Source organism: Methylobacterium brachiatum, assembly GCF_020523825.1.
Classification (GTDB): domain Bacteria; phylum Pseudomonadota; class Alphaproteobacteria; order Rhizobiales; family Beijerinckiaceae; genus Methylobacterium; species Methylobacterium brachiatum.
On the sequence record NZ_JAJALK010000005.1, the window covers coordinates 441,182 to 457,237 of the forward strand.

The following is a 16,056-nucleotide window of genomic DNA, read 5'->3' on the forward strand; positions in this document are numbered from 1 at the left end:
CCGTTGCCGGGCCCGCCCCGCCTCGGCTAACCCTGTCGTCGCGAAAAAATCCCTGCCGCATCCCGGAGCTCCCGATGGCCGCGCTCGACGCGATCCTCAACGACATCGACACGGACTTGGAGAACGCCCTGGAGCGGCTGTTCGCCTTCCTGCGGATCCCGTCGATCTCGACCGAGCCGGCCCATGCCGGCGATTGCCGGGCCGCCGCCGCCTGGCTCGCCCAGGACCTCACGGCGCTCGGCTTCGAGACTTCCGTGGAGGACACCTCGCTGCACCCGGTGGTGCTCGCGACCAAGCCGAAGCCCGGCGCGCCGCACGTCCTGTTCTACGGCCATTACGACGTGCAGCCGGTCGACCCGCTCGACCTGTGGACGACGCCGCCCTTCGAGCCGCGCATCGCGTCGGATGCGGAGGGTCGCAAGACCATCGTCGGGCGCGGGTCTTCCGACGACAAGGGTCAGGTCATGACCTTCGTGGAGGCGTGCCGGGCCCATATCGCCATGAGCGGCGAGCTGCCCTGCGGCGTCACGATCCTGATCGAGGGCGCCGAGGAGAGCGGCTCGCAGGGCCTGCCCGAATGGGTCGCGGCCAACCGCGACCGCCTCGGCTGCGACGTGGTGCTCGTGTGCGACACCGGCATGTGGGACCGGACCACGCCGGCGATCACCTCGTCGCTGCGCGGGCTCGCGTATTTCGAGGTGAAGGTCACCTGTGCCGACCGCGACCTGCATTCGGGCTTCTTCGGCGGCGCCGCCCGCAACCCGATCCACGTTCTGTCGAAGATCATCGCCGATCTGCACGATGAGGACGGGCGGGTGACGATCCCGGGCTTCTACGACGGCGTGCACGAGCGCCCGCCCGAGGTGCTGGAGCAGTGGCGCGGCCTGGGGCTGACGCCCGAGACCCTGCTCGGGCCGATCGGCCTGAAGGAGCCGGCCGGCGAGCGCGGGCGGATGCCGATCGAGCTGGTGCAGTCGCGTCCGTCCTGCGACGCCAACGGCATCATCGGCGGCTATACCGGCGAGGGCACCAAGACGGTGATCGCTTCAACCGCCTCGGCCAAGATCTCGTTCCGCCTCGTGGACGACCAGGACCCGAAGGTTCTGGCCGAACGGTTCGAGGCCTTCGTGCGCGAACGGGTGCCGTCGGACTGCACGGTCGATGTCATCACCTACAAGGGCTCGCGGGCGATCAGCCTGCCCTTCGACATGCCGCAGCTCGGGGCCGCCAAGGCGGCGCTCGCCGAGGAATGGGGTGTGCCGGCCGTCACCGTGGGCGCCGGCGGCTCGATCCCGATCGTGGGCGACTTCAAGCGGCTCCTGAACCGCGACACGCTGCTGATCGGCTTCGGCCTGGACGACGACCGGATCCACTCACCCAACGAGAAGTACGACCTGACGAGCTTCCACAAGGGCACGCGCTCCTGGGCGCGGATCCTCGCGGCGCTCGGTCAGGGCTGATCGTCAGGGCGGGACGCCGGCATCTTCGCGTCGATCCAGGCCCACAGGGCCCGGATCTCCTCGGCGGCGGGGCTCGCGGGCGCGTATTCCGTGACGCCGAGCCCGGTCGCCAGGGCGTCCTGATGGTCGACCCGGTGGATGATGCCGGGCTCGGCCAGCACCCCCAGCGCCCGCAACTGCGCGGCATAGGCGCTGGTGCGCGGCGAGGGCGGCGGCGGGCACTGGTTCAGCACCAGGGCGAACCGGCCGCGCAGGCCGAGATTCATCAGGGCCTGGAGGGTCGGGCGCGCCGCCACGATGTCGAGGCGCGAGGGCCGCACCGGCATCAGCACAAAATCCGCCCCCTTCAGGGCCGGCGCCAGCCCGGCGGAGCTGCCGGCGGTGTCGAGCACCGCGAGGGTCGTGCCCTGCTGGCCGAGGAGGTCCAGGATCTCGGGAAGCTGGCCGATCTCCCAGGGCTGGATCCGGTCGACCGCCACGGCGTTGCGCTCGCGCAGCGCCCCCCAGCCGGCCAGGGAGCCCTGCGGGTCGAGGTCGAGGGCGGTCACACGCTCGCCGGCCTGCGCCGCCGCGACGGCGAGCGAGGCGGCCAGCGTGGTCTTGCCGGTGCCGCCCTTCTGCACCGCCACCGCGAGGATCCGCGGCTGGGTGCTCCGGCGCAGGGCGCGCTCCGATACCTGTTCGGATCCTTGGGGATCCATGCCTCTCCTGCCTGTCGATCTCGGGCCCGGTCCCCGCGATCGTCGCAGCGCCGGAAGATGGTTGTCCGTACCCGTGTTGCGTGTGCGATCACCGCACCGGCGACCGTAGCCCAGCTACCATGACGATGTGATCATGAACACCGGAGGCTTGAACCCAGCTTATCCGGACACGATCCGAGCATCTGAAGACGAGCCGGCCGCGTCCCGACCGCATTTGATCTCCGGCCTCACGCTGATCTGCGCGATGACCGGCCGCCCTGCATTCGGATACGCGGCGTCCGATCCGCATCATTATTGATACTGATCGGGCCATAGCGTAGACACAATCGGAGTGTCAAGGAATTTATCAATACATAAATATCGGATTATTTTAGATCATCGTCCCATATTCGCTTCCAAAGATCTTGCCGAAAAGAAGCTTGCTATCCGGATACAGGACGACATGTCGTTCTTTGACGCTGGATACGCCGGATCGCATGATCGTGTCGGGATCTCACGATGGCTAGGTCGCGCGGCGATCCGGGGCGGGATCGGATCGCACCCTGCTCGGATCCGGGATCACCCGCCGCCGCCGCGCGTTGGGCCGCCGACCCGCTCGCCTGCTGCAGGAACCGCATGCCCCTCGACCGCCGCCGCCTGATCGGATCGGGCCTCGTCGCCCTCGCGGCCGGATCGGCCCAGGCGGGACCAGCGCCGGCACCGTCCGCCACGCCGCCCGCTGGCCGTGAGCCTCCGACCAGCCGCCCCGCCGGCACGCTGGAACTGGCGATGGCGGCCAACGCCCCATCGACGCCCACCGGCCTGGCGATCGCCCGGGGCGGCCGGATGTTCGTGATGATGCCGCGCTTCACCGGGTCCGAGCCGGTGACCTTGGGCGAGGTGCTGCCCGACGGTTCCGTGAAGCCCTATCCGGATGCCCAGGCCAACACGCCGGACCCGAGGGATCCGCAGGCGACGCTCTTCCACGTTCCCAACGGCGTGTTCGACCGCAACGACACGTTCTGGATCCTCGATTCCGGCCTGCCGCAGGGCAAGGGCAAGCCGGTGCCGGGGGCCGCCAAGCTCCTGGAGATCGACATCACGCAGGACCGGGTCCGCCGGGTGATCCCCCTCGATGCCGGCGTGGTGCCCGAGTCCTCGCTCAACGACCTGCGGGTCGATGTCCGGGCCGACCGGGCGCTCGCCTACATCACCGACCAGGGCCAGGGCGGCCAGGGGGCGATCCTGGCGGTCGACCTCGCCAGCGGACGGGTGACCCGCCGCCTGGCGGATCATCCGAGCACGGCGACGCAGGAGGGCCTGGTCAAGTTCGTGGAGCTGCGCCCGGTGATGGAGCAGAAGGGCGATGCTCCCGCGAAACACCCGAAGGGCGGGGCCAACGGCATCGCGATCAGCCCGGACGGCAGCCGCCTGTACTACGCGCCGCTGATGAGCCGGCGCCTCTACGCGGTGGAGACCGCCGCGCTCCTCGACCCGAACGTGTCGGACGCGGCCCTGGCCGCCAAGGTCCAGGATCTCGGCGAGAAGGGCATGACCGGCGGCCTGACCACGGATTCGAAGGACCGGGTCTATCTCAGCCTGCAGGAGCACAACGCCGTCGGCCGGCGCCTGCCGGACGGGACCGTGGAGGTGCTCGCCGCCGACGATCGCCTGATCTGGGCCGACACGTTCTGGATCACGCCGGACAGGTGGCTCTACATCTCGAGCGCCCAGGTCAACCGGCGGCCGGAATTCAACCGCGGCCAGGATTTGCAGCAGCCGCCCTACGCGATCCTGCGGATGCGCATCGACGCGGACCCGGTCCTGTAGGGTGGGATTCGGCACCGCGTGATCGGTACGGCCTCGGCTATGTGCTGCTCTCCTAGTGCAGCCGATTCCGGACCGCCGTGATGGACCTCTCGCACGATCCCGACTTCTTCGCCGTCCTCACCGACAGCTACCGGCGGCGCCTCGGCGCGGCTTTGGTCCCCGACGGGGCGGATGCGGCCTGGCTCTACGAGCAGGCGCCCTTCGTGGTGCTGGCCCATGACGGCGGCGCCGACCCGCGCTTCGTCTACGCCAACCGGGCCGCGCAGGCCTGTTTCGGCTATGCGCGGGACGAGCTGGTCGGCCTGCCGTCGCGGTTCTCGGCCGAGGCGCCCGAGCGTGCCGAGCGGCAGCACCTCCTCGACGCCGTGGCCCGGGACGGGTTCACCCGCGGCTACCGGGGCCTGCGGATCGCCAAGGGCGGCCGGCGATTCTGGATCGAGCAGGCGGTGGTCTGGCAGCTCGACCGCGACGGCGTGACGGTGGGCCAGGCGGCGACGTTCTCGCAGTGGCGCGACGCGTAGGGATCGGACGCGTCGTATCGGCGGCTGGACGCCCTTCGACGCGCGCTTCGCGCTTCCACGCGAGGGGAAGCGTTGAGGATTGGGGGCCGGCTCCGGGGAGGGAGCGGCAGGCCCGGCTAGCCTGACGATTCGTAAAAGCCGGCGTGGTCGCGCCTGCGGCACGCCCGCGCCCGTCACGTCAGGTCGAATCCGCGCCCCGAACGTCGGAACCAAATATCTGCCAATCCTTCGGTCGCAGCTCGAAACGCACCGTTAACCTTAATCAGTGATTTGCCAGATCATTAGTGGCTTCGCGCGGGCTGAATCGGCCGCCGCGCAAGGATGGCAAATCATGCGGCTGATCGTCGGCACCTTGGTCGTCTTCGCCTGCGTCTTCGGCAGCTACGCCGCGATGGGTGGTCACCTGCTCGTCCTCTGGCAGCCGTTCGAGTTTGTCATCATCCTCGGTGCGGCGATCGGAGCCTTCATCATCGGCAATACCGGGCCAGTGCTCAAGGCCGTGCCCGCCATGCTGGGCACGCTCGTGAAGGGCCCCAAATACACGCAGAACAGCTATGTCGAGCTGCTGGGAATGCAGTATTCGCTGTTCAAGCTTGCCAAGCAGAAGGGTTCGATGGCGCTCGAGCCGCACATCGAAAACCCGAGCGAGTCGACGCTTTTCAACGCCTTCCCGTCCTTTGCAGCAAACCACCACGCGGTCGAGTTCGTCTGCGACTACATGCGGATGGTCACGCTGGGCGCCAACAACGTCTACGAGATCGACGCCCTGATGGATGAGGAACTGGAGACGCACCACCAGGAGCAGGAGCGTGTCGTGTCGGCCATGCAGTCGCTCGCCGACGGAACGCCGGCGCTCGGCATCGTCGCCGCCGTGCTCGGCGTGATCAAGACGATGGGGGCGATCAAGGAGCCGCCGGAGGTGCTGGGCCATCTGATCGGCGGCGCACTGGTCGGCACCTTCTTCGGCGTCTTCGTCGCCTACGGCTTCTTCGGGCCCATGGCGCAGTCGCTCAAGAGCCTCTTCGAGGCCGAGTCGAAATACTACCTTTCCCTCAAGGCGGGTCTCCTCGCCCATATCGGCGGCCAGCCGCCGGTGATGGCGGTCGAATTTGCCCGCAAGTCTCTGATGAGCGACGTCCGCCCGACCTTCAGCGAAGTGGAAGCGGCAACCGCCGCTCTGCCCGCCCAGAACTGACCCGGTATCCGGCAGGGATTCGATGAGCACGATCATCATCAAGAAGGTCAAGAAGGCCGCTCACGCGCATCACGGCGGGGCCTGGAAGATCGCCTATGCGGACTTCGTAACCGCCATGATGGCGTTCTTCCTGCTGATGTGGCTGATCAGCATGACGACGCAGGAGCAGAAGGTCGGTCTGGCGGAATATTTCGCGCCGGCGGCGTCGAGCCCGGCAACCAGTGGTGCGGGCGGGATGCTGTACGGCACCGCCCTGGACACGTCCGGCAACAAGGCGTCCACGCCCCGGGACGCGCAGAGGGGCTCTGACGAGCAGGTGGACAGACCGCGCCAGACCCGTCCGGGCCGCGCCAACGAACTCGATACCAGCCGCCCGGCCGCCAGCGTGCAGGCCGATTACAGCGCCATCGCCAGCCTCCGGCAGGCGCTCGAGACGATGCCCGACATCGCCGAACTGTCGAAGAACATCGTGATCGAGCCGACCAAGGAGGGCGTGAACGTGTCCCTCGTGGACCAGGACGGCCGCGCCATGTTCCGCGAGGGCTCCGTCGAGCCCTACGAGCGCACCCGTCGCGTGCTGGAGGCGCTCGCGCCCGCCATGCGCCGGTTGCCCAACCGCCTCTCGATCACCGGCCACACGTCTGCCGCGCGCCCGGGCTCGGCGCGGGCCGGCGAACCCTGGAACCTCACCGCCGGGCGTGCGCTCGCCGTGCGCGACATCCTGTCGGGTGCCGGGGTTCCCAACGACAACTTCATGTCCGTGGTGGGACGCGCCGACACCGAGCCGGTTTTCCCCGACAATCCCTACATCGCGCCGAATCGACGGGTGACGATCACGCTGCTCCACGCGAACCCGCCGGTGCCGCCGAACCTGTTCCGCTGACGACGAAGCGCCTCGCGGCCTGAGAGCCTCCCACGAAACGCCCTCCGCGCTGTCTCGCGCAGAGGGGGCCGCCGGTCATCGGGCGTCTTGTAGGAGGCTCTCGGAGGCCGCTCGAGATCGAGATCAGGGCGCGCGGCTCGACGCGGCATCGATGCTCGCCGTCGCCGCGGCCCACCCAAAATCAGGCCCGCCCCTCCTGCACCGCGTGGCAGGCGACGCCGTCCAGCAGGGCCGGGACCTCGGTGCGGCAGCGGTCGTTCGCCAGGGGGCAGCGCGGGTTGAAGGTGCAGCCGGGGGGCGGGTCGATCGGGTTCGGGATCTCGCCGGAAACCGGCACCCGGGCGCGGCCGACATGGGCGAGGTCGGGCACCGCGTCGAGCAGCATCCGCGTGTAGGGATGGCGCGGCCGGGCGAACAGATCCTTCGCGGCGGCGACCTCGACCAGGCGGCCGAGATACATCACCCCCACCCGGGTCGCCATGTGGCGGACCACGGCGAGGTTGTGGGAGATGAACAGGTAGGTCAGGCCCAGCCGATCCTGCAGGTCGCGCATCAGGTTGAGGATCTGCGCCTGCACCGAGACGTCGAGCGCCGAGGTCGGCTCGTCGCCGACCAGGAACTCCGCCTGGCTGGCCAGCGCCCGGGCGATGGCGACCCGCTGCCGCTGCCCGCCGGAGAATTCGTGCGGGTATTTCCTGGCATCGTCCGCGTGGAGGCCGACGAGGCCGAGCAGCTCGCTGACCCGGGCGCGGATCGCTCCCTCCCCCTGGATCAGGTTGAACGCCCGGATCGGCTCCGCGATGATCTTGCCCACGCGCCAGCGCGGGTTCATCGACGCGTAGGGGTCCTGGAAGATCATCTGGATCCGCGAGCGCAGGCGCCGCCTTGCGGCCGCCTCCCGGGGATCGGTCATCGAGACCCCGGTGATCCGGACCTCGCCGGCCGAGGGCGGCAGCAGGCCGACCACCATCCGGGCGACCGTGGACTTGCCGGAGCCGGATTCGCCGACGATCGCGAAGGTCTCGCCCTTGGCGATGGTGAAGCCGACCCGGTCCACCGCCGTGAGGAACCGGCGGGGCTCGCGCTCGATCACCCGGTTGAGCCAGGGCTTCGAGACGTCGAACAGGCGGCGCAGGTCGGTGACCTCGACATAGGCGCTCACGCCGCCTTCTCCGTCACATCGTACAGGTGGCAGGCGACGCGGCTCGCGCCCACGAGGATCGGCTCGGGCCGCTCGACGCGGCAGCGGGCAAAGACCTTCGGGCAGCGCGGGTTGAAGGCGCAGCCCTTCGGGATGGCGGTGAGCCGGGGCATCGAGCCGGGGATCTGGCTCAGCCGGTCGGCCTCCTGCGACAGGGTCGGGATCGCCCCCATCAGGCCGACCGCGTAGGGGTGATGGGGCTCCCGCACCACGGCGGCGACGGGGCCGATCTCGGCCACCCGCCCGGCATACATCACGGCGACCCGGTCGGCGGCCTCGGCGATCACGCCCATGTCGTGGGTCACCAGCATCACCGCGGTGCCGTGCTCGCGGCAGAGGCGCTTGAGCAGGGTGATGATCTGGGCCTGGACCGAGACGTCCAGCGCCGTGGTCGGCTCGTCGGCGATGATCAGCTCCGGCTCGGCGGCCAGCGCAAGCGCGATCACCACGCGCTGGCGCATGCCGCCGGAGAATTCGTGCGGATAGCCGTCGATCCGCCGCTCAGGGGCCGGGATGCCGACCTCAGCCAGCAGGTCGATCGCCCGGGTGCGGGCCGCCCTGGCCGAGAGCTCGGTATGGGCGCGCAGGGTCTCGACGATCTGGTCGCCGACCCGGAACAGTGGGTCCAGGGAGGTCAGCGGATCCTGGAAGATCATGCCGATCCGCCTGCCCCGCACCCGCCGCATCGCCTCGGGAGGCAGGTTGTCGATGCGCTCGCCGCGCAAGGCGATCTCGCCGCCGCTGATCCGGCCGGGGCGGTCGATCAGCCCGATCACCGCCGAGCCGGTGACCGACTTGCCGGCCCCGGACTCGCCGACGACCCCCAGGATCTCGCCCCGGCCGATGTCGAACGAGACCCGGTCGATGGCGGTGAGCGGCCCGCGGCGCGTGTCGAACGTGACCGTGAGGTCGCGCACGGAGAGGATGGTTTCACTCATCGCGCGCGGGCTCCGACAACGGCGCGTGCTCCCGCCCGCACCCTCATCCTGAGGTGCGAGCGCAGCGAGCCTCGAAGGAGGCCTCCGGATGACGCGTGATCCCTGGAGGGCTCCTTCGAGGCCTCCGCTTCGCTTCGGCACCTCAGGATGAGGGCGCGGGTGGGATGAGCCCGGGAAACGCCGTGGTCCAACAACATCATTGCAGCTTCGGATTGAGGGCGTCGCGCAGCCAATCCCCCAGGAGGTTGATGGCGATGACGAGGCCGGCCAGCGCCAGGCCCGGGAAGGCGACGATCCACCACTCGCCGGAGAACAGGAACCGGTTGCCGGTGCGGATCAGGGTGCCGAGCGACGGCATGGTCTCGGGCAGGCCGGTGCCGAGGAACGACAGGGTCGCCTCGGTGATGATCGCCAGCGCCAGGTTGATCGTGGCGATGACGAAGACCGGGCCGGTGACGTTCGGCAGCACGTGGCGGACCAGGATCACCGGGGGCGTCAGGCCGATCAGCCGGGCGGCCTGGACGTAGTCCTTGCCCTTCTCGACCATCACGGAGGAGCGCACGGTGCGGGCGTATTGCACCCAGAACGACAGGCCGATCGAGATCACGATCAGCCCGATCAGCGGCCCGACATCGAGGGCGCCGCCGAAGCTCGCCCGGGCGACGCCGTCCACCACCAGGGCGATCAGGATCGCCGGGAAAGTGAGCTGCACGTCGGCGACCCGCATGATCAGCGTGTCGAGGGCGCCGCCCGCGTAGCCGGCAATCAATCCCAGTGCGATCCCGATGATGCCCGAAGTGATCACCCCGAGCACCCCGACGATCAGGGACAGGCGCAGGCCGTAGAGCACCGCCGAGAGCACGTCGCGCCCCTGGTCGTCGGTGCCGAGATAGAACGGCGCCTGGCCGTCCGCCTGCCAGATCGGCGGCAGGTTGGAGTTGATCAGGTCGAGCTGGGCCGGGTCGTAGGGGTTCTGCGGCGAGATCAGCGGCGCGGCGACCGCGAGCCCGACCATCAGGATGGTGGCCAGAAGCGCCACGATCGCCGTCTTCGACCTCAGAAAACTCGCCAGCAGGTCGGAATCGCGCCAGCGCGCGAGCCGGCCGGGCGTCGCCGCCTGCAGCGGGACCGGCGGGGCGCCGCCGGCGTCGATATCGCGTCCGCTCATCAACCGGCCCTCATGCCGTCGCCGAGGACAGCCGCAGGCGCGGATCGACCACGGTGTAGAGGATGTCGACCACGAGATTGATGGTCACGAAGATCAGCGCGACGAGCAGCAGGTAGGCGGACATGATCGGGATATCGACGTTCTGCACGGCCTGGACGAACAGCAAGCCCATGCCGGGCCACTGGAACACCGTCTCGGTGATGATCGAGAAGGCGATGACCGAGCCGAGCTGGAGCCCGGCGATGGTGATCACCGGTACGAGGGTGTTCTTCAGGGCGTGGCGCAGGTGGACGGCGCGGGTGGAGAGACCCCGCGCCCGGGCGAAGCGGATGTAGTCGGTGCGCAGCACCTCCAGCATCTCGGCGCGCACCAGCCGCATGATCAGCGTCATCTGGAACAGGCCGAGCGTGATGGAGGGCAGGATCAGCGCCTTGAGGCCGGACCAGGTGAGGAAGCCGGTGGTCCACCAGCCGAGCCGCACCGTGTCACCGCGCCCGTAGGAGGGCAGCCAGCCGAGCGTCACCGAGAACAGGTAGATCAGCAGGATGCCGATCAGGAAGGTCGGCAGGCTGATCCCGATGAGCGAGACCGCCTGGAACAGGCCGGCGAGCCAGGAATCCCGGCGCAGCGCGCAGAAGACCCCCATCAACACGCCGACCACCAGGGCGAAGACCGTGGCGCAGAAGGCGAGCTCCAGGGTCGCCGGCATGCGCTCGGCCAGGAGCTGCGAGACCGGCTGGCGGAACTGGTACGAGATCCCGAGCCGGCCCTGCACCACGTCGCCGGCATAGCGGGCGAACTGGAGCAGCACCGGATCGTCGAGGCCGAGGCTCTTGCGGATCTCGGCCCGCTCGGAGGCAGGCGTATCGGGCCCGACGATCTGGTTCACAGGGTCGCCCGCGAACCGGAACATCGAGAACGCGATGAGCCCGACGACCGCGAGCACCGCAATCGCCTGGATCACCCGGCGCAGGAGGAAAGCGAGCACGCCCGGCCCCTTACTGGGGGTCTTTCGAGACCCAGTAGAGCAGCAGCATGTTGTCCGGCCGCTGCACGAGATGGACCTTCTTGGACACGCCCCAGGCGAGCGCCTGCTGGTGCAGTGGGATGTAACCCCAATCGGCCTGGATCGTGTCGAAACCCTCCTTGATCAGGGCGTCGCGCTTGGTCTTGTCGGTCTCGGCCTCGACCTGGTCGGCGATGGTGTCGATCTTCGGGTTGCAATAGCCGCCGAGGTTCCAGCCGCCGCGGCCGGACTTGTCGCCGGGTTTCCGGCAGCCGGCGATCTCGAACAGGATGTTGTGGCTGTCCTGCGAGGACGGGGTCCAGCCTACGAGGTAGAACGAGGTGTCGAAGCCCGGCGACAGGACTTTGGCGAAGTACTTGGCCTTCGGCTGGGCGTTCAGGTTCACCTTGACGTTGATGCGGGCGAGCATCGAGACCACGGCCTGGCAGATCGCCTCGTCGTTGACGTAGCGGTCGTTGGGGCAATCCATGGTGAGCGAGAACCCGTCCGGATAGCCCGCCTCGACCATCAGCTCCTTGGCCCGCTTCAGGTCGGTGGCCGGGCGCTTGATCTCGTTGGCGCGGTCGAACAGCGTCGGGGCGATCAGAAGGGCCGAGGGCGTGGCCTGGCCGCGCATGACCCGCTTGGCGATCGTGTCCTCGTCGATGGCGCGGTAGAACGCCTCGCGCACCTTGGGGTCCTTGAACGGGTTCTTGCCCTTGACGCTCGAATCCTTCAGCTCGTCCCGCCACTGGTCCATGCCGAGGAAGACCGTGCGCAGCTCCGGCCCAGCCATCACGGTGGCGGTCCCGCTGCTATTGACCCGCTGCTGATCCTGCAGCGACACCGGATCGACCCAATCGACCTCGCCCGACAGAAGGGCGGCGACCCGGGTGGCGTCGTTGCCGATGGTGGTGAACACCGCCTCGTCGAGGTTCGACTCGACCTTGCCCCAGTAGCCGTCGAACTTCTTGAACACCGTCTTCACGCCGGGCTGATGCTCGGTGATCACGAACGGGCCGGTGCCGTTCTCGTGCAGGGTGGCGTAGCTCGGGGCGGCCGCGGTGGGCGGCGTCGGCTGGGTGGCGTTGTTCTTCTCCGACCAGCTCTTCGACATGATGTACCAGCCGGAGAACTGGTACACGGCGATGGGGTTGGGCTTCTTCAGCAGCATGTCGACGGTGTAGTCGTCGACCTTCACGAATTCGGCGTCGCCCGGCACGTTGGTCTGGAAGTTCGAGCCCGGGGCACGGACGCGCTGCGCCGAGAAGATGACGTCGTCGGCCGTGAACGGCGAGCCGTCGTGAAACTTCACGCCCTTGCGCAGATGGAAGCGCCAGCGGGTCGGCTCGGGCGTCTCCCAGGATTCGGCCAGCTGGGGGGCGAGCTTGAGGTCCTTGTCGCGGGTGATCAGGGACTCGTAGACGGCCCCGTGCATGCCGATCGTGAAGCTCTCCTTGAGGGAGTAGGGATCGAGCGACTTGATGTCCCCCTGGAAGGCGAAGCGGAACACGTTGGCGGCCTGGGCGGGCAAAGCCGTCAGCGCGAAGGCCGCGACCGCGCCTGCGGCCACGCCGCGGGCGAGGATCTTCAGGGTGGAACGGGACAAGCGGATCTCCGGAACCTTGGAAGTTGATGGCAGGCGGCCATCACCAGCGCAGGGGTTGAGCCTAGGCCGAGTGAAGCGCGCGGGCAAACCGCACCGGCCACACACCCACAGCAAGGTTCGGACCATCCGTATGCAAAATGCGGGGCCGAGGGGGCACGATGTTCACGGATCTCAGGACGAAGCGCGGGTTCCACTCTCCCCGTGTGCGGGAAGCGAGAGGCGAAGCCGCGGTGAGGGGCGTGACCGGATGAGTCTCCTCCGGGGCAGCCCCCTCACCCTCGGCTGCCGCCTCGCTCCGGCGACGACAAGGTCGCCGGAGCCCTCTCCCTACAAGCGGGGCGAGGGGATCCGACCGCGCAGGCCGGGGACGAACCCGAAGCCGGCAGCCCCTACTCGGCCGCCACGTGATGCGGCTGGTGGGCGGGCGCCGCGTCCGCGCCCTCCCCCCGCTCGCCGTCCGCAACGGCTTTGCGCCGGAACAGGCGCATCACCACCACGAAGAAGACCGGGACGAAAAACACCGCCAGCACGGTCGCGGTGATCATGCCGCCCATCACGCCGGTGCCGATCGCCTGCTGGCTCTTCGAGGCGGCGCCGGTGGCGATGGCCAGCGGCACCACGCCGAAGATGAAGGCGAGCGAGGTCATCACGATCGGCCGGAACCGGAGCGTCGAGGCCTCGACCGCGGCCCGGATCACCGAGGTGCCGGGCCTCCAGAGGTCCTTGGCGAATTCCACGATCAGGATCGCGTTCTTGGCCGACAGGCCGATGATCGTGATCAGGCCGATCTTGAAGTACACGTCGTTGGGCATGCCGCGCAGATAGACGGCCCCCACCGCGCCGATCACGCCGAGCGGGATCACCAGCAGCACCGAGACCGGGATCGCCCAGCTCTCGTAGAGCGCGGCCAGGCACAGGAACACGATCAGCACCGAGAGCGCCAGCAGCAGGCTGGCCTGGCTGTCGGCCTGCTTCTCCTGGAACGACTGGCCGGTCCAGGCATAGCCGAAGCCCTTGGGCAGCTGCAGCATCAGCCGCTCCATCTCGGCGATGGCGTCGCCCGAGGTGTAGCCGGGATTGGGCTCGCCGGTGATCCGGACCGACTGGTAGCCGTTGAAGCCGACGATCTGGCTCGGCCCCATGCCCCATTTCAGCTCGGCGAAGGACGACATCGGCACCATGGTGCCGGAGGCGTTCTTCACCGCGTAGTTGAGGATGTCCGACGCGTTCATGCGCTGGAGTTGCTCGGCCTGGACGTAGACGCGCTGCATCTTGCCGCGGTTGGGGAAGTCGTTGGTGTAGACCGAGCCGAGGTTGAGCTGGATCGTGGCGTTGATGTCCTCGAACTTGACGCCCAGAGCGGCCGCTTTCTCGCGGTCGACGATCAGCTCCGCCTGCGGGGTCGGCGGCAGGCCCTCGATCTTGACCTTCTGCAGGATCGGGCTGCCTTGCGCGAGCTTGAGCAGCTGGTCCTGGGCCGAGAGCAGGGCCGCGTAGCCGCGGTTGGCCCGGTCCTGGAGGCGGAACGAGAAGCCGGCGGCGTTGCCGAGGTTGTCCACCGGCGGCGGTTCCTGGGCATCCACGGTGGCGTCGCGGTAGCTGGCGAGCGCCGCGTTGGTGCCGGCCACCAGGGCGGCGGCCGAGTTCTTCGCGTCGCGCTCGCTCCAGGGCTTGAGGGTGACGAAGGCCTGGCTGGTGCTGGGCGCCTGGCCGGAGAACGAGAAGCCGTTCAGCATGGTCACGGTGGCGACGCCGGCTTGCGCCAGCAGGTGCTCCTCGACCTTGCGGTTGGCCTCCTGGGTGCGGTTGTAGGAGGCGCCGGGCGGCGTCTGGATGTCGACCGTGAAGAAGCCCTGATCCTCCACCGGCAGGAAGCCCTCCGGCAGGTTGACGAAGGCGTAGGCCGTGCCCGCCACCAGGGCGAGGTAGATCAGCATCACCCGGCCGGATTTGCGGATGAGGCCCGCGACGCCGCGGCCGTAGCGGGCGGTCTCGCGGTCGACGAAGCGGTTGAACATCCCGAACACGCCGCCCTTGGCGTGGCCGTGCCCCTTCTCCACCGGCTTCAGGAAGGTCGCGCAGAGCGCCGGCGTCAGCGACAGGGCGAGCAGCGCCGAGAACGCGATGGAGGTCACCATGGCGATCGAGAATTGCCGGTAGATGATGCCCACCGAGCCGGGGAAGAACGCCATCGGGATGAACACCGCCATCAGCACCAGGGTGATGCCGATGATCGCCCCGGTGATCTGCTCCATGGCCTTCTTGGTGGCCTCCTTGGGCGGCAGACCCTCCTCGTTCATGATCCGCTCGACATTCTCCACCACCACGATGGCGTCGTCGACCAGGATGCCGATGGCCAGCACCATGCCGAACATGGTGAGCACGTTCACCGAGAAGCCGGAGATCCACATCACCGTCACGGTGCCCATCAGGGCGATCGGCACGACGATGGTGGGGATCAGGGTGTAGCGGATGTTCTGCAGGAACAGGAACATCACGAGGAACACCAGCACCACCGCCTCGACCAGGGTGTGCAGCACCTTCTCGATCGAGGCCTCGACGGCCGGGGTGATGTCGTACGGGATGTCCCACTTCAGGTCCGGCGGGAAGAACTGCGACAGCTCCACCATCTTGGCGCGGATCGCCTTGGCGGTCTCGAGCGCGTTGCCGTCGGGGGCCAGCGTCACCGAGATGCCGGCCGCGGGGCCGCCGTTCAGCCGGGTGGAGAACTGGTAGGCGTCGCCGCCGAGCTCGATCCGGGCGACGTCGCGCAGGCGCACGTTCGAGCCGTCCGGGTTGGCCCGCAGCACGATCGCGCCGAAATCCTCGATGGTGCCGAGCTGGCCCTTCACGATGATCGGCACCGTGACCGCCTGCTTGGTCGGGCTCGGCTGGGCGCCGACCGAGCCGGAGGCGACCTGGATGTTCTGGTTGCGGATCGCCCCGGTCACGTCCTCGGCGCTGAGCGACAGGCCGCGCAGCTTGTCCGGGTCGACCCAGACCCGGAGCGAGCGCTCGGTGGAGTAGAGCGTCGCGCGCCCGACGCCCGGGATGCGGCGGATCTCGTTGATGACGTTGCGGATCAGGAAGTCGCCCAGGCCCACCTCGTCCATCGACCCGTCCTTGGAGATCAGGGTGATGATGTTGAGGGTCGCGGCCGAGGCCTCCTCGACCAGGATGCCCTGCTGCCGGACTTCCGCGGGCAGGCGGGCCTCCACGCGCTTCAACCGGTTCTGCACCTCGACAGAGGCGAGCGCCGGCTCGGTGCCGGGCAGGAAGGTCGCGGTGATGTTGACCGAGCCGAACGAGTCGGTGGTCGACTCGAAGTTCATGATGTTGGCCGCGCCGTTCAGCTCATCCTCGATGAGCCGGGTCGTGCCGACATAGAGGCTGTCCACCGAGGCGCCGGGATAGGCCGTGGACAGGGCGATCTGCGGCGGGGCGATCACCGGATACTGCGCGATCGGCAGGTTCGGGATCGCCAGGGCGCCGCCCAGGCAGATGAACAGGGCCACCACCCAGGCGAAGACCGGGCGGTCGATGAAGAAGCGTGCCATGCGCGAGG

General features: G+C 68.7%; 12 protein-coding genes. 5 read left to right on the forward strand and 7 right to left on the reverse strand.

Annotated elements, in window-relative coordinates; genetic code table 11:
- The first annotated feature begins 74 nt into the window (after positions 1-74).
- Positions 75-1,460 (forward strand): M20/M25/M40 family metallo-hydrolase, encoded by a 1,386-nt coding sequence (locus LGR69_RS15015; protein ID WP_091861211.1) that lies wholly within the window; start codon positions 75-77, stop codon positions 1,458-1,460.
- On the opposite strand, the gene LGR69_RS15020 is transcribed toward LGR69_RS15015, so the two are convergent.
- Positions 1,451-2,161, reverse strand: coding sequence for a ParA family protein (locus LGR69_RS15020; RefSeq protein WP_230366489.1), 711 nt, complete (start codon positions 2,159-2,161; stop codon positions 1,451-1,453). The two genes, LGR69_RS15015 and LGR69_RS15020, sit on opposite strands and share 10 nt — an antisense overlap.
- 615 nt (positions 2,162-2,776) lie before the next feature.
- Between LGR69_RS15020 and LGR69_RS15025 the strand changes: the two genes are divergently transcribed.
- The 4 genes from LGR69_RS15025 to LGR69_RS15040 all read left to right on the forward strand — a co-directional run bounded on the left by LGR69_RS15025 (position 2,777) and on the right by LGR69_RS15040 (position 6,569).
- Positions 2,777-3,970 carry an SMP-30/gluconolactonase/LRE family protein gene (locus tag LGR69_RS15025; protein ID WP_230366490.1) on the forward strand — a complete coding sequence of 398 codons (1,194 nt, stop codon included), beginning with the start codon at positions 2,777-2,779 and terminating at the stop codon, positions 3,968-3,970.
- Between the two features lie 80 nt (positions 3,971-4,050).
- Positions 4,051-4,491, forward strand: a complete 441-nt coding sequence (locus LGR69_RS15030; RefSeq protein WP_230366491.1) for an MEKHLA domain-containing protein — start codon at positions 4,051-4,053, stop codon at positions 4,489-4,491.
- A gap of 331 nt (positions 4,492-4,822) precedes the next feature.
- Positions 4,823-5,686, forward strand: coding sequence for a flagellar motor stator protein MotA (motA, locus tag LGR69_RS15035; RefSeq protein WP_007567682.1), 864 nt, complete (start codon positions 4,823-4,825; stop codon positions 5,684-5,686).
- Between the two features lie 22 nt (positions 5,687-5,708).
- Positions 5,709-6,569, forward strand: a complete 861-nt coding sequence (locus tag LGR69_RS15040) for a flagellar motor protein MotB (protein WP_007567684.1) — start codon at positions 5,709-5,711, stop codon at positions 6,567-6,569.
- 181 nt (positions 6,570-6,750) lie between these two features.
- On the opposite strand, the gene LGR69_RS15045 is transcribed toward LGR69_RS15040, so the two are convergent.
- The 6 genes from LGR69_RS15045 to LGR69_RS15070 form a co-directional block, all read right to left on the reverse strand.
- Positions 6,751-7,731: an ABC transporter ATP-binding protein gene (locus tag LGR69_RS15045; RefSeq protein WP_007567686.1), complete on the reverse strand. Its 981-nt coding sequence runs from the start codon at positions 7,729-7,731 to the stop codon at positions 6,751-6,753.
- Positions 7,728-8,708: an ABC transporter ATP-binding protein gene (locus tag LGR69_RS15050; protein ID WP_091861227.1), complete on the reverse strand. Its 981-nt coding sequence runs from the start codon at positions 8,706-8,708 to the stop codon at positions 7,728-7,730. The genes LGR69_RS15045 and LGR69_RS15050 overlap by 4 nt, the downstream gene beginning before the upstream one ends.
- 196 nt (positions 8,709-8,904) lie before the next feature.
- On the reverse strand, positions 8,905-9,876 hold the full coding sequence (locus LGR69_RS15055; RefSeq protein WP_007567690.1) for an ABC transporter permease: 972 nt from the start codon (positions 9,874-9,876) through the stop codon (positions 8,905-8,907).
- Between the two features lie 10 nt (positions 9,877-9,886).
- On the reverse strand, positions 9,887-10,864 hold the full coding sequence (locus LGR69_RS15060; RefSeq protein ID WP_230366492.1) for an ABC transporter permease: 978 nt from the start codon (positions 10,862-10,864) through the stop codon (positions 9,887-9,889).
- Positions 10,865-10,874: 10 nt separating this feature from the next.
- Complete coding sequence (locus tag LGR69_RS15065) at positions 10,875-12,491, reverse strand: ABC transporter substrate-binding protein (RefSeq protein ID WP_091861233.1); 1,617 nt, start codon at positions 12,489-12,491, stop codon at positions 10,875-10,877.
- Between the two features lie 389 nt (positions 12,492-12,880).
- A complete protein-coding gene (locus LGR69_RS15070; protein WP_230366493.1) occupies positions 12,881-16,048 on the reverse strand; it encodes a multidrug efflux RND transporter permease subunit in 3,168 nt (1,055 codons plus the stop codon).
- Positions 16,049-16,056 lie beyond the last annotated feature (8 nt).